The following is a 15129-nucleotide window of genomic DNA, read 5'->3' on the forward strand; positions in this document are numbered from 1 at the left end:
ATTTTCTATTTTCCAAAAATTCTACCTTTGTCTTATGAAAGTCGGATTATATTTTGGATCGTTCAACCCCATTCACATTGGGCATTTGATTATTGCCAATCATTTGCAACAATTTTCTGATTTGGATCAGGTTTGGTTTGTAGTTTCACCTCAAAATCCTTTCAAAGAAAAATCGAGTTTGGCCAATGATTACGATCGTTTGCATCTGGTGAATTTAGCAATTGAGGATTATCCGCATCTCAAAGCATCCAATGTAGAATTCAATTTACCCAAACCTTCTTATACCATTGACACTTTGGTCGTTTTGGAGGAGAAATATCCGGAACATGAATTTTCTTTAATTATGGGAATGGATAATTTGACCAATTTTCATAAATGGAAAAACCATGAACAAATCTTAAAAAACTATTCCATTTATGTGTATCCGCGAATTGGATCGGAACCAGGAAATTGGGCCGACCATCCGAAGTTTCATTTTGTGGATGCTCCCATTATGGAAATTTCCTCCACATTCATTCGCCAATCCATCAAGGAAAATAAAGTCATCAAACCTTTGTTAGAAGAAAAAGTTTGGAATTACCTAGACGGAAGTTCTTTGTACAGATAGATAACCAAATGAATTTCAACTCAATTGAATTTTGAGTAAATTTTTTATTGTAAATTAGTTGTCAACTACAACATCAACACTTTATGAAAAAAAATCTACTCCTAGGAATTCTTTTAATTTCTACTTTGGGACTTGCACAATGGACAACGGATTATGATGTCAATACTTTGGTTGCAGACGCAACGACTGGAGATATACAATCCATCGGAACCCACGACGGTAAAACCTATGTTGTATTTTGGGATGAATCTGCCGGATACAAATTAAGAGCTCAATTATTGGATGCAGATGGTGTTCAACAATGGGGATCAAATGGAATCTTGGTCAATGCGATTGCTGACAATAGCACTTGGACTGCAACACGATCTTTAACAGTTGATGAGGAAGGAAATCTGATTGTTGGCTTTACTGCAACGGGTGATGGTAATGGATATGTCAACAAAATTTCTCCAACAGGTGAACAATTATTTGGAGAAAATGGAATCGCCTTACCCGATGCTTGGGATTTAAAAGTTTCTGCCAATTTCATTGGGGGAGCAACAGTAGGATGGACAGAAAATGGAGTTGGTAAATTAACTGTTTTTGACTCAGATGGAAGTTCAGCTTTTCCTGAACCCATTACGTTGAATTCCCCAAACTCAAGCAGACCCTTTACCGGAATAGGTGAAATTGCCAATTTAAGCGATGGAAATTTTGTCGTAGTGTTTCACACCAAACCAACAGGTTGGAGCATCGAATCAATCCCTTATGCACAAAAATATTCCATGGATGGCGTTGCTATGTGGGAGGAACCCATTCAAGTTTCTACCCAAACTTTAGCGAGCAATAGAAAATATCCGATTCACGCCGAAAATGATATTACCTACTTTGGATATTATGGATCTACCGGTTGGAGATTTGACTCCTTCATCCAACGAATCAATGCTGGCGGAACCTTACCTTGGGGAGCCGATGGAGCAGATTTCAGCACCAACGAAGCTTACTTGGAAATGGAAACTAGTTTCGTGATGAATGAAAACACTGATGAAATTTGGGTTGCTTCTAATTTGTGCAATTCCAATCAATCTCAATATGGAATCTATGTTCAAAAATTCAACAAAGAAACAGGCGAAAGAATACTAGGTGACGATGCTTTGGAGATATTTCCAGTAGATACTGAAAATAGCGTTCATGTTGGGAGTATCCAATTGGCAGAAGACAAACCCATTTTCTTGTTTTCAAATGACATCAGCAATGGGGTTAATCCAATTCAATTAGGCGTTGTGACCTTAAATACTGATGGCACTCCGGCCAATGATGATTTGTTTCAAATGATTGCAACTTCAGAAGGCAACAAAGGACGGTTTGATTTTACGACCAATGCGGATGGACAAAGTGTAGCAATTTGGACCGAAATCAGAAATGGAACATCCAAAGCCTATGCACAGAACATTGAAATAGAAATTGATATCGTGGGCACAGAAGATCTTCAAACGACCAAAATGCGCATTTATCCGAATCCAGTTCAAGATGTTTTGACAATCGATTCGAAAGCGACTATTCAAAAAATTGAAGTGTATGATGTAAGTGGAAGATTGGTTTCGACTAAAACAAATTCCAAATTCATTCAACTAAATCATTTGCCAAAAGGAAATTACATTGTCAAAACAACCACAAACAAAGGTGAGGTTCAAGCACGAAAATTCATAAAGAACTGATTATATATAGTTTAGTGAGGAAAAAGCCGGAAATTATGGGGAATTCCGGCTTTTTTTATTTAAATCCAATATACATTTTCGAATATAATTTACTCTTGGTTATATTCAATTATTAAATTTTGTAGGAAACTTTCTATTCAAATGATTCTCAATACAAAACCATAGACTTTAAACTACCAATTTTCAAATGGGATGCACCAAATCAATCCTATCTGTTGATATTGCTCTGAATTCTTAAAATAGATTAATTGGCTTCATATCGTTAGTCTTTTTGAATGATTGTTCTATCTATTGATTCTCCATTTATAAAGGTTTGAATGCACATAGTTCCATTTCTATTACTTCTGTTTACTCAAACTTTTAAGGTGTTCACTCAATTTGTAGTGAATTAAAAAATGCACATAAGTTATCCAAGTACTTTTATCCCAGAATTTAAAAAAAATTAAACTTATGAAAAAGCATTTACTATTTTTAATAGTTGTCTTTTTAAAGACTGTATGTCTCTCGGCACAATCAGCTTTTATTACAGAATGGGATTTGTCTATCCCTTCTTCAACAACCAATAGCATTAATTTCTATATAGATGCAGTTGGAGATGTGGGATACGGTTGGATATCTGAGGATAATCAAAATTCTGGAGGTGGTACAATTAGCGCTGGCACAGCAGTACAAGTTATTATAGATAATCTACCAGAAGGTAAGAAAATTAGATTAGGATTAACAGCAGAAAATTTAAGACGTTTTAGATTTGGAAATGGTTGGGGAGCTGCAAACCCTGATTCAGAAAGATTAGTTGACATTAGACTATGGGGTGATGTTAAATGGTCAAGTATGTCACATGCCTTCAAAGGTTGCAAGAATCTTACGATTTCAGCATTAGATAAACCAGATTTATCAAATGTTACGGATATGAGTTATATGTTTCTTTTTGCTGATAATTTTAACGCTGATATCAGTGATTGGGATGTATCCAATGTCACCGATATGAAGTTTATGTTTTATTATAACAAAATTTTCAATCAAGATATTAGCGGTTGGGATGTATCCAATGTCACCGATATGAGTGAGATGTTTCATACCGCGTTATTATTTAACCAAGACTTAAGCGGTTGGGATGTGTCCAAGGTCACCAATATGTATAATATGTTTAAGAATGCTGAATCTTTCAACCAAGATCTTGGAAATTGGGATGTGTCCAACGTCACCAATATGAGTGGTATGTTTTGGAGTGCCAAAAGTTTTGAAGCTGACATCAGTGATTGGGATGTGTCAAATGTTACCGACATGAGAGATATTTTAACTTCAGCCTATTCATTTAATCATGCTTTAGGTAGTTGGAATCTTAATGCAGAAGTACAATTAATGCATATGTTGAGTTACAGTGGCATGGATTGTATAAATTATTCTCAAACATTGATAGATTGGTCCAATAAATCAACTATTCCATCAGGAAGAAGTCTTGGTTCAACAAATTTAACCTATGGGCCAGATGCTGTAAATCCTAGAAATAAATTAATCTCACAAAAAGGATGGACAATAACTGGAGATGTATTTAGCACTACAGAATGCAATCAAATGTCGGTATCAGATGTAGAAAAAGAAAAGACTCGTATTTATCCAAATCCAGTTCAAGATGTTTTGTTCATCGATTCGAAATCGACTATTCAAAAAATTGAAGTGTATGATGTAAGTGGAAGATTGGTTTCGACTAAAACAAATTCCAAATCTATCCAAGTGAACCAGTTACCAAAAGGAAATTATATTGTCAAAACAACCACAGACAAAGGGGAAGTTTACACACAAAAAATAATAAAAAACTGATTATATATAGTTTAGTGAGAGTAAAAGTCGGGGCTTTAAAAAGATTCCGGCTTTTTTTATTACTTAGTTTCTATCTCAATCAATTTTTCTTCAAATAAACTTTTTTTAGAAGGAGAATAACCAACTGTCATAAATTCAATTGTTGATGTTGATTGATTGACCAATAGAAAAGTCGGATAGGCTTGCATTTTCGTTGCGCTAAATAGTGACAATTCATGATCTGCCAAAACCTTTTTGTTGTGAAATTGCTCAATTTCCTTCATCGAAGATTGAAATGTTGAAAAATCATAATTTTTTGGACTTACATACACAAAATAAGTCTCCAGGTTTTGCAAAGTATCCAACATAGGTGATAATTCTTTGATCGCTCGTTTGCATGGACGGCAGTCTTCGTTCCAGGTTGCGATAAAAACATAGGGTTTATCTGTTTCAATTTTCTCTTTCTGCTTTTGGCTGTTTTCAAAGGTAAATTGAGACAAATCCAGATGAGAATCTGGCACTTCATATTTCTTCTCAGTCGACTTATCTTCATTTAATTCACCCCCAATGAGAATACTGCGTTCATCGATCCAACCCGTAGATTCCTTGAACCAGCCGTCAAAATAACCGTAGGCTGAATAGGTTAAAATCAACACAAAAACCAAGATTAGATTGCGAAATTTGCTTAAATCTTTGAACAAAAAAAGATTGAATCCTACAAAAACAAAACTTAGAAAATAAGGACCAAATAAAAACAAATGCCAATCTCCTTGAATGCGAGAAGTACAATACAAACCTAACAAGCCAAGAAAAAATAGTTTTTGCCAAAGCTTGAGTTGAAATTTAAAATCACGCTGAATCCAATACGTACCAACGAAACTAAACAACATACCAAAAGCGCAAGTATAATCATTGGAAAAATAAGGTGCTAAATAGCAAACACCCCAAATTTGCGCAAAACAAAGTGCATAGAAGAATAGTAATAGATAGGTTTTTAGATTTTGTGACATGTATTTTAGGAGTAAGTTTCCACCAAAATACAAAATCTTCAGTTAAATACCCGAAATTCCTATCTCATCCTTTTCAATTGTACCAAAATTTCATCTAGACCATTGGTTTTGATTTCAAACAAGGTTGACAATTGCATCCCCAACTTTCCAGGAGGAAATCCTTTGCTCGCAAACCATTCGAGATAAGAAACAGGAAGATCACTCAAAATCCTCCCTTGGTATTTCCCAAAGGGCATTTTAACCCTGACCAAATCCTTCAAGATTTCAGGATTCATACCTTATTTTTTGTAGTCTTTGTAGCCATCTTTTAGATTCACTACATTTTTCAAACCTATTTCATCCAATTTTGTACAAGCTTTTGTACTTCTTACGCCACCTTGACAATACACATAATAGGTTTTATTGGGATCTAAATCTTTGATCAAAGAATCAAATTCTGGCGAATTATAATCAATATTAACGGCATTTGGAATACTTCCCGCTTGAAACTCCTCCGGAGTTCGTACATCTAGCAATACATTGTTTTCATCGTTAAAATCGATACGTTCCACATCATTCACCGAATCAATACTAGTCGTTTCCGTTTTGGATTGACAAGCGACCATCAAAAAAATTCCGATTAGTAAAAAAATTGTTTTCATCTTCCTGCTACATTTTAGATTTATACTCAATACCAGAAATTTATTTCCCATTGAAATTATTCATGGTATTGTTCAATCCACTAAAGATAAAACTTAAAACGGCATCGGCCACAAAATTTAACCTTTCGGGAAGCTTTTCTACCTCATCTTCGCTCCAAACTCCCAACACATAGTCCACTTGTCGACCTTGTTCAAACTCATTGCCAACACCAAATCTCAATCTCGGATAATTCTGATTTTGCAACTTATTCTGAATGTCTTTCAAACCATTATGTCCGCCATCGCTTCCTTTTCCACGAATTCGAATCGTTCCAAACGGCAAATTCAAATCATCGGTAATTACAAAAACATTTTCAATCGAAATTCCTTCCTTTTGCATCCAAAAACGAACGGCATCTCCACTCAAATTCATATAAGTATTGGGCTTCAAAACCGTAACCGGACGAGCTTTGTATTTAAATTGAGCAATTTCGCCAAAATTAGAAGAACCAAATTTCGCATCCATTTTTCGCACCAATTCATCTACCGCCAAAAACCCAATGTTATGACGTGTATATCGATATTTTTCGCCAATGTTCCCTAGACCGACAATCAAATATTTCTGCATGTCGCAAATTTACATTTAATTCTCCATTCCTCTTTCAGTATTTGGGCGTGACCCCATTGCAAAAAATATGATTCCCTCAAAAGATAAATGGACGCAATGGGGTCGGGCTTTCCGTTGCAATCTTTTCATTTTCTTTCCCTTTGGTCAAGATAATAAAAAGGATTTCCACTATAATCCCTCACGCAATTATTGCATTGTTTCATCAAATCATTGCGCCCAAAACTTAAATCTACCAAATTCTATTTGCTAATTTCTCGTATCTAAAGTCTATTCTCTAATTTTGCGACATGGAAACGACTGAAAATTTAATCATTATCGGTGATCGAGTTTTGATCAAACCAAAAACAGAATCCAACCAAACTAAATCGGGTTTATACCTGCCTCCAGGCGTCAAAGAAAAAGAAGAAATTCAATCGGGATATGTGGTAAAAACTGGCCCAGGATATGCCGTATCCTATGACGAGATGGACGAACCTTGGAAAATGAAAGAAGAAAAAGCCAAATACATTCCACTACAAGTAAGAGAAGGAGACTTGGCTATCTTTCTGTTAAAAATGGCCTATGAAATAGTTTATCAAGAGGAAAAATACTACATTGTTCCACAATCGGGCATCTTGATGTTGGAGCGAGATGAAAACATTTTAGACGAATTTTTATCCTAAATAAAATCAATCAAGTATTATGAAACTTTACCCAATCGAAACTGGCAATTTTAAATTAGACGGAGGTGCAATGTTCGGCACAATCCCAAAAAGTATTTGGCAAAAAACCAATCCAGCAGATGGTCAAAATAAGATTGAATTGGCCATGCGTGCTTTGCTGATTGAAGACGGAGATCGCTTGATTCTCATCGATTGCGGAATCGGTAAAAAACAATCCGAAAAGTTTTTTAGTTATTATGATTTGTGGAGCGATTATGACATCGAAACTTCTTTGGCTTTGCATGGATTTACCAAAGACGATATCACCGATGTTTTTTTAACACATTTACACTTCGACCATTGTGGTGGAGCGGTTCAACAAGATACGATTCACGGCGGATATGAACTAAGTTTCAAAAATGCTAAATATTGGAGCAATGCTTCGCATTGGGACTGGGCAACCAATCCAAATCCGAGAGAAAAAGCGTCCTTTCTTCCAGAAAACTTCGTCCCAATCAAAGAATCTGGAAATTTAAATTTGATAGACCTTCCTACTTCAGGAAATTATTTGAACAATTCCCCTTTAGGTTTTGACATCATTTTCGTCGACGGTCATACCGACAAACAAATGCTTCCTGTTATACGCTACAAGGGCAAAACCATTGTCTTTACAGCAGATTTAATCGCTACAGCAGGACATGTTCCGTTGGTGTATGTGATGGGGTATGATACACGTCCGCTTCTTACCATGCAAGAAAAAAGCGATTTCCTAGAAAAAGCCGTTCAAGAGGAATATTTGTTTTTCTTTGAACACGATCCATACCGCGAATTGGCAACTGTAGTACGCACAGAAAAAGGCATTTTGCTCGATTCTACCTATTCTTTCACAGAAGTATTCGGATAAGAATATTTTCAAAACAGAAGCGCTATTTTTTTCTATCTTTGTAGATTAGAAATAATGTATAGATATGGGTTGTGGAAGTTGTGGACCAACTAGCAACGGATTGCCAAAAGGCTGTAATAATAACGGAGCATGTGGAGTAGATTCAGGATGCGGGAAATTACCCGTATTTGACTGGCTTTCCAACATGCGTTTACCCAATGGTCAATTGACATTTAATTGTGTTGAAGTTCGGTTCAAAAACGATAGAAAATTATATTATCAAAATACTAATCACCTAGCGTTGAGTATTGGCGATGTTGTCGCCGTAGAAGCTCAAGCGGGTCACGATATTGGAGTTGTGACCCTTACAGGGGAATTGGTTCGAGTTCAAATGAAAAAACGAAACCTTACAGAAAATTCTGAAGAGGTTCGTAAAGTCTATCGAATCGCCAACGAGAAAGACATTGAAACATGGAAATCTTTTCGAGAAAAAGAACAAGAAACCATGATGAAAGCTCGTCGTATTGCTGTGAATTTAGGATTGGAAATGAAAATTTCCGATGTTGAATATCAGGGAGATGGGATGAAGTGTATCTTTTACTACACGGCAGAAGGCAGAGTCGATTTCCGTGAATTGATCAAACAATATGCGTCCAATTTTGGAGTTCGTATTGAAATGAAACAAATCGGATACCGTCAAGAAGCTGCCAAAGTAGGTGGAATTGGTTCTTGTGGCCGTGAATTATGCTGTTCTACTTGGTTAACGGACTTTCGTTCGGTCAATACAGCTGCTGCTCGTTACCAGCAATTGTCCATCAATCCGCAAAAATTGGCGGGTCAATGTGGAAAATTGAAATGTTGTTTGAACTACGAATTGGATTCTTATTTGGATGCTTTGGACGAATTTCCTTCTATGGAAAGTACGTTCGAGACCGAAAAAGGAACCGCTTATTGCGTCAAAATCGATGTGTTCAAAAAAGAAATGTGGTTTACCAGTTCAAGTGGTGGCGTTAGTTGGTACAAATTCAGTTTGGATCAAGCGAAATCATTTATCGATTTGAGTAAAAACGGAGGTAAAACTGCTTCATTGGAAGATTTAGCCAAAGAAAGCATTGAAACCGAAAAGAAAAGCTTTACCGATGTAATTGAGGAAAATTCTTTGGAACGATTTGAGCGTAAAAACAAAAACCGCAACAAGAATCGCAAGAATAAACCCAAAGATTCCACTCAAAAAACTCAACCTCAAGGCAACAAACCCAACAGAGATAACAAAAAACCTCAAGGGAATAAGCCTAACCCTAACAAAAAGCAATCGACGCAAGGGAATAAAGAAGGTCAGCCTCAAATGAAAAAGGAAGGAGACATTCAGCCTAAAAAAGAAGGACAAGGACAACCGAAACAAGGAAATCCGAATCAGAAACCAAAGGCAAAAAAAGGTCCTAACCCCAATCAAAATCCGAATAAACAAAACAACAAACCTAATTCGGAAGGGAACCAAAATCCTAAACCTACTCCCAAGCCAAAACAACAAAACAAACCGGCTGGAGACGCAAACAATAATCCGAATTCGGAACAAAATCCGAATCCAAATAAACAGAACAAACCAAAGAAATTTAAAAACCGAAACAAACGTGGACCACAAAATAGCAAAGATGAGAATCAGTAAGCTGCTATTTATAGTCGCTTCGGTTGCATTGTTTGTACAATGTGATTCTCCGCATTTTTATCAAAATCAAGTCGCAACAGGAAACAATTGGAGCAAAAATGCTCCAGCCAAATTTGAATTTGAAGTAAAAGATACCGTGGGGAAATACGATTTCTATTTGTTGACGAGAAATTCAAACGAATATCCGTACAGCAATTTGTATTTGTTTACAGAATTCACCAACCCCAAAGGAGAAGTATTTACCGATACCTTGCAATATTATTTAGCTTTTCAAGATGGTGAATGGGTTGGAAAAGGAAATAGTTTAAAAGAATTGTACTTGATGTACAGAGAAAATCTGTCCATCAAGGATACGGGAACCTATAAATTATCAGTTTGGCACGGTATGCGTGATGAAAATTTACAAGGAATTGAAGACATCAGTTTAATTGTGGACAAAAAATAAAACCAAATGAGTACACAAACTAAATCGACTCAAACGAAAAAAAAGGTTAGCAAACCTTTCTCAGTCAAAAAAATGCTGATCCTCTTATGGGGACTTTTTCTAGCAGGAATCATTGGAATTTTCATCCTGTTTTGGGCTACATCCAAAGGATGGATTTGGGAAATGCCAGACGTTCAAGCATTAGAAAATCCAGACATTTATGTTTCTTCCGAAATTTATTCCTCAGATGGAGTTCTTTTGGACCGATTTGAAACAGAAAAACGTATTCCAATCACCTATGCCGATTTGCCCGAACATTTCGTCAATGCATTATTGGCTAGAGAGGATATTCGTTTCAAAAGTCACTCTGGAATTGATGCAAGAAGTACCATGAGAGCCATCACATCGGGTGGAGAATCTGGAGGTGCGAGTACCATTACCCAGCAGTTGGCAAAACAATTGTTTACCGTCAATCGTTCCCAAAATAAAATTCAAAGAGGTTTGCAAAAACTGAAAGAATGGGTTGTAGCAGTTGAATTGGAAAAACGTTATACCAAAGAGGAAATTCTTACGATGTACTTAAACAAATTCGATTTTGTGTACAATGCAAATGGAGTGGAATTGGCTTCCAAAGTTTATTTCAACACAACAACAAAAGATTTGACTTTAGAAGAATCTGCGATGTTGGTTGCGATGTTGAAAAATCCAGTTTTGTATAATCCAATTCGTTTTCCAGATAAAGCGAAAAAGGAACGAAATGTTGTCATTAACCAAATGGTGAAATACAATTTCTTGACCAAAGAAGAAGCCGAAGCCGCTAAAGCGAAACCAATTAAAATTGACAAACAAGAGATCAATACCATCAGTGAATCCTATTCTGCTTATTACAAACATGAGTTGAGAAGAGAAATTCAGTCCTATTTGAAAGAATTGGAAAAAGAAACGGGTAAGAAATACAATTTGTACAAAGATGGATTGAAAATTTATGTGACGCTTGACTCCAGAATGCAAAAAATTGCAGAAGAAGCCGTAGCCAAACATTTAAGTTCGATTCAAAAAACCTTTTTCGCCGAACATAAAAACAATTCAAAAGCGCCTTTCTATGGTTTGTCTGAAGACAAAAGACAAAGAATTTTTGAGCGTTCCATGCGAAATACTGACACATACCGTCACTTGAAAAACATCGGAAAATCAGATGAAGAAATTCTAGCTGAATTCAATCGCAAACGTGATTCTGTGAAAATATTTACGTGGGACGGTGTGAAATATCAAAAGAATATGTCCTTGATGGATTCCATCAAATACCACAAACACATTTTACAGGCAGGTATGATGTCCATGGACCCAAGAGATGGAACGATTAAAGCTTGGGTTGGAGGAATTAACTGGGATTATTTCAAATACGATCACGTAAAACAAGCAAGACGTCAAGTTGGTTCAACCTTCAAACCATTTGTCTATGTGACGGCTTTGAATCAATTGAATTATACACCATGTAATACGATTTCCAATGATGTATTCCAAATTGGAAACTGGAAACCTAGAAATGCCAATCGTAAATATGGAGGAAGTCAAGATTTGCGTACGGCGATGGCCTTTTCAACCAACGTTGTTACTGCTCGTTTGATTGCCCAAACGGGCGTAGAACCTGTGATTCAAATTGCCAAAGAATTGGGTGTAGAAAGTAATATTCCGAAAGATTATACAATCGCTTTAGGATCGGCTGATTTAACCGTTTACGAAATGGTGGGCGCCATGTCTACATTTGCAAACGGTGGAATTTACATCAAACCAGAATTGGTGGTGAAAATTGAGGACAAAACGGGTCGTGTGATCAAAGATTACAAACCAGTTACACGTGAAGTTGTCAACGAATATGTTGCTTACTCAATGATCGATTTGATGAAAGGTGTAACCGATCGTGGAACAGGTAAATGGGTAAGAACCAAATATGGAATCAATAGTGAAGTGGCTTCCAAAACAGGAACAACCAATGACAACTCAGATGGTTGGTTCATTGGAATTACCCCTAATTTAATTACCGGAGTTTGGGTAGGAAACGAAGACCGTTTTGCGCATTTTGCAAGTACTGCTCGCGGACAAGGTGCTGCAACAGCTTTGCCTATTTGGGCGTATTATATGCAAGGTGTTTACAAAAATGGAAAAGCATTTGGTGTAACGACCGAAGACAAATTCATCAAACCCGACGATATCGATGAAAAATGGGATTGCTCTTCGTTAACCGGATTCCATACCTATGGAAGTATGGGCGGAACCTTTGATTATGATTATACCAATGCGGTAGAATACCAAGATCCTATTCAAAGTGCCAATAGCAATGCATCTTCTGAAACGGAAGACATTGATTTCAATCAATAAGAAATAGTTTAGAAATATAAAACAAAATGCCTCGAGAAATCGGGGCATTTTTTATTGGGGTAAAAAGCTTAATTCAAGTGGATAATAAAGAGAATTAGATTTCAAAAAAGAGGGATTCGTTTCAGGCAAATTTGTAAGACGAATTCTAATGGTATCTGAAATCATAACCCAATTAGCTTTCCATTGAAATTGATTCAAATCTCTAAAACTACCTAGCTTTTCATATTGAAAATAGTTTTCAAATTTGAATTCTTTATCTTCTAAATCATAAATTCTGAATGCATAAAGTTGTTGCAAATCTTGTTCAACGTAAAAATTTGGAATTGGTTTAACGTTAGAATAAGAAAAATGAAAAGCATTCCATGGGATTTCATCTTCATTGAAATTATAGAAAAGCTTTTGAACATCACGCTCATCTCCCACCACTTTTACCAATTTATAGGATTTACCTATTTCAAAAAAGGATTGACTTAGGAAACCAACCACAAACAATAAACTACCTAATACAAAGAATTTCTTCTTAGCTAAATATAAAAAAATCGCCCCAAAATGGAGCGATTCTTATCCTATATTCTCAATCGAATTATTTGGTTACACCCATATTGAAAAGGGTAAACGCAAATTTATCAGATGTTTCATTGATAATGGCTTCGGTAGATTTCCCTGCGCCATGACCCGCTTTGGTATCAATTCTGATCATTACCGGATTTTTACAGCCTTGTTTGTCTTGCAATTCCGCAGCAAACTTATAGCTATGCGCTGGAACCACACGATCATCATGATCTCCTGTCGTTACCAACGTTGCTGGATAACATTGACCTGGTTTCACATTGTGAACAGGCGAATACCCTTTGATGTACTCAAACATTTCTTTGCTATCATTGGCTGTTCCATAATCATACGCCCAACCTGCTCCTGCTGTAAAGGTATGGTAACGCAACATATCCAAAACTCCTACTGCGGGCAAAGCAACTTTGGCCAATTTTGGTTCCATCGTCATCACAGCTCCTACCAATAATCCACCATTGGAACCACCTGAAAGTGCTAAATGATTAGAGGAAGTATAGTTTTCTTTTTTCAAATATTCGGCTGCCGCAATGAAATCATGGAACACATTCAATTTGTTCATTTGGCGACCTCCATCGTGCCATTTTTTACCGTATTCACCTCCACCACGAAGATTGGCAACGGCATAAATTCCTCCGTTTTCCATCCAAACAGCATTGGTTACGCTAAAACTTGGTGTTAAACTGATGTTGAATCCACCGTATCCGTATAAAATAGTTGGATTGGTTCCATCTAATTTGATTCCTTTCTTATAGGAAATCATCATCGGAACTTTGGTTCCATCTTTGGACGTATAGAAAACTTGTTTGGATTCGTAATCATCTGGATTGAATTTAATCGCAGGTTTCTTATACACAGAAGATTTTCCAGTTTCGACATCAAAATCATATATGGTTGATGGCGTAACATAATTAGAGAAAGAATAATAAATTTTCTTTTCTTCTTTCTTTCCAGAGAATCCGCCTGCAGAACCTTGTCCTGGTAATTGAATATCACGAACTTTCTTTCCATCATGCGTATATTGCTGTACCAAATCCAAGGCATCTTTCATATAATGCGTAAATAAATATCCGCCAGCAGTAGAAACGGTCAAAACATTTTCCGTTTCTGGAATCACATTAACCCAATTTGTTGAAGCTGGATTTTTCACATTGACTTTAACCAAACGATTGTTCGGAGCATTCAAATTCGTTAACAAATACAATTCATCTCCAACATTGTCCACAACATTGGTTGTAGTTTCAAAATGATCCAAAATTGGAACAATAGGAGAATTTGGCTTGCTTAAATCTTGAATGTACAATTCATTTCCTGTCGTAGAAACAGCCGTTGAAATAATTAAAAAACGTTCATCTTCTGTTACACCCGCGCCAATGTATCTTCTTGGTGTTTTTTCACCTCCAAATACCAATACATCATTCTTTTGTGGGGTATTTAATTTGTGGAAAAACAATTTGTGCTTGTCTGTCATTTGAGACAATTCGCTACCTTCTGGTTTATCATAACTTGAATAGTAGAATCCTTCATTTCCTTTCCAAGCAATTCCACTAAACTTCACATCGCGCAAAGTATCTCCTACTTGTTGTTTGTCGCTTGTACGAATCACAATTACTTTTCGCCAGTCAGAACCTCCTTCCGAAATTTGGTAGGCACATAAACTTCCATCTTTGCTAAAGTTGATACCAGCCAAAGAAGTTGTTCCGTCTTTTGAGAATTTATTGGGATCGATGAAAATTTCTTCTTTTCCTCCCTCCAATTGACGATACAAAACAGATTGTTGTTGCAATCCATCATTTTTAAAGAAATAAGTATACTTTCCTTCTTTGAATGGAGCCGAAATCTTTTCATAATTCCACAAATCTGTTAACTGATCTTTGATTTTGTTTCGGAAAGGAATCTTGTCCAAATAGTCAAAGGTTACCTTGTTTTGGTCCACCACCCATTTTTTGGTGTTTTCAGCCAAATCATCTTCCAACCAACGATATGGGTTGGCTACTTTGGTTCCAAAATATTCATCAACCTGATTTCCTTTATCGGTCTTTGGATATTTCCCATTAAAATCTTGCGCATTCACACTCATACAAAATGCAAGGTTTGCTAAAATTAGGATTCTTTTTTTCATCTTTTTGTTACAAATTTTAAGAATTCAGAGGTGGAATTTTCCTTTTCAAAATTCAAATAAAGTCAAATTTATAAATTAAAAACTT

At 36.3% G+C, this 15129-nt stretch carries 14 protein-coding genes; 8 read left to right on the forward strand and 6 right to left on the reverse strand.

The window, feature by feature from the left end; all coding sequences use genetic code 11:
- Nucleotides 1-34: 34 nt before the first annotated feature.
- The 3 genes from nadD (at nucleotide 35) to ABID46_RS00670 (ending at nucleotide 4125) form a co-directional block, all read left to right on the forward strand.
- Nucleotides 35-607 carry a nicotinate (nicotinamide) nucleotide adenylyltransferase gene (gene nadD, locus ABID46_RS00660; RefSeq protein ID WP_354505683.1) on the forward strand — a complete coding sequence of 191 codons (573 nt, stop codon included), beginning with the start codon at nucleotides 35-37 and terminating at the stop codon, nucleotides 605-607.
- An 83-nt stretch (nucleotides 608-690) separates the two neighbouring features.
- Nucleotides 691-2304 carry a T9SS type A sorting domain-containing protein gene (locus tag ABID46_RS00665; protein WP_354505686.1) on the forward strand — a complete coding sequence of 538 codons (1614 nt, stop codon included), beginning with the start codon at nucleotides 691-693 and terminating at the stop codon, nucleotides 2302-2304.
- A 450-nt stretch (nucleotides 2305-2754) separates the two neighbouring features.
- Nucleotides 2755-4125, forward strand: a complete 1371-nt coding sequence (locus ABID46_RS00670) for a BspA family leucine-rich repeat surface protein (protein ID WP_354505689.1) — start codon at nucleotides 2755-2757, stop codon at nucleotides 4123-4125.
- A 59-nt stretch (nucleotides 4126-4184) separates the two neighbouring features.
- On the opposite strand, the gene ABID46_RS00675 is transcribed toward ABID46_RS00670, so the two are convergent.
- Genes ABID46_RS00675 through pth form a run of 4 tightly spaced genes read right to left on the reverse strand, consistent with a single transcriptional unit; the run spans nucleotide 4185 to nucleotide 6362 of the window.
- Complete coding sequence (locus ABID46_RS00675; protein ID WP_354505691.1) at nucleotides 4185-5114, reverse strand: TlpA family protein disulfide reductase; 930 nt, start codon at nucleotides 5112-5114, stop codon at nucleotides 4185-4187.
- A 59-nt stretch (nucleotides 5115-5173) separates the two neighbouring features.
- Nucleotides 5174-5389 (reverse strand): DUF3820 family protein, encoded by a 216-nt coding sequence (locus ABID46_RS00680; protein WP_354505694.1) that lies wholly within the window; start codon nucleotides 5387-5389, stop codon nucleotides 5174-5176.
- A gap of 3 nt (nucleotides 5390-5392) precedes the next feature.
- A complete protein-coding gene (locus ABID46_RS00685) occupies nucleotides 5393-5755 on the reverse strand; it encodes a rhodanese-like domain-containing protein (protein ID WP_354505697.1) in 363 nt (120 codons plus the stop codon).
- Nucleotides 5756-5795: 40 nt separating this feature from the next.
- Nucleotides 5796-6362, reverse strand: coding sequence for an aminoacyl-tRNA hydrolase (gene pth, locus ABID46_RS00690; protein WP_354505700.1), 567 nt, complete (start codon nucleotides 6360-6362; stop codon nucleotides 5796-5798).
- Nucleotides 6363-6649: 287 nt separating this feature from the next.
- On the opposite strand from pth, the gene ABID46_RS00695 reads away from it, so the two are divergent.
- The 5 genes from ABID46_RS00695 (at nucleotide 6650) to ABID46_RS00715 (ending at nucleotide 12355) form a co-directional block, all read left to right on the forward strand.
- Nucleotides 6650-7024, forward strand: a complete 375-nt coding sequence (locus ABID46_RS00695; RefSeq protein ID WP_354505703.1) for a co-chaperone GroES — start codon at nucleotides 6650-6652, stop codon at nucleotides 7022-7024.
- A gap of 19 nt (nucleotides 7025-7043) precedes the next feature.
- Nucleotides 7044-7907, forward strand: coding sequence for an MBL fold metallo-hydrolase (locus ABID46_RS00700; protein WP_354505706.1), 864 nt, complete (start codon nucleotides 7044-7046; stop codon nucleotides 7905-7907).
- A gap of 64 nt (nucleotides 7908-7971) precedes the next feature.
- A complete protein-coding gene (gene ricT / locus ABID46_RS00705; protein ID WP_354505709.1) occupies nucleotides 7972-9552 on the forward strand; it encodes a regulatory iron-sulfur-containing complex subunit RicT in 1581 nt (526 codons plus the stop codon).
- Nucleotides 9539-9997 (forward strand): gliding motility lipoprotein GldH, encoded by a 459-nt coding sequence (locus ABID46_RS00710; protein WP_354505711.1) that lies wholly within the window; start codon nucleotides 9539-9541, stop codon nucleotides 9995-9997. The genes ricT and ABID46_RS00710 overlap by 14 nt, the downstream gene beginning before the upstream one ends.
- 6 nt (nucleotides 9998-10003) lie before the next feature.
- Nucleotides 10004-12355 carry a penicillin-binding protein 1A gene (locus ABID46_RS00715; RefSeq protein ID WP_354505714.1) on the forward strand — a complete coding sequence of 784 codons (2352 nt, stop codon included), beginning with the start codon at nucleotides 10004-10006 and terminating at the stop codon, nucleotides 12353-12355.
- 51 nt (nucleotides 12356-12406) lie between these two features.
- On the opposite strand, the gene ABID46_RS00720 is transcribed toward ABID46_RS00715, so the two are convergent.
- Both ABID46_RS00720 and ABID46_RS00725 read right to left on the reverse strand, forming a co-directional pair.
- Nucleotides 12407-12841, reverse strand: a complete 435-nt coding sequence (locus tag ABID46_RS00720; RefSeq protein ID WP_354505717.1) for a hypothetical protein — start codon at nucleotides 12839-12841, stop codon at nucleotides 12407-12409.
- A 97-nt stretch (nucleotides 12842-12938) separates the two neighbouring features.
- Entirely contained in the window at nucleotides 12939-15044 is a 2106-nt protein-coding gene (locus ABID46_RS00725) for a prolyl oligopeptidase family serine peptidase (protein WP_435529311.1), read from the reverse strand.
- Nucleotides 15045-15129 lie beyond the last annotated feature (85 nt).

This window comes from Moheibacter stercoris (assembly GCF_040545805.1).
Classification (GTDB): Bacteria; Bacteroidota; Bacteroidia; order Flavobacteriales; family Weeksellaceae; genus Moheibacter; species Moheibacter stercoris.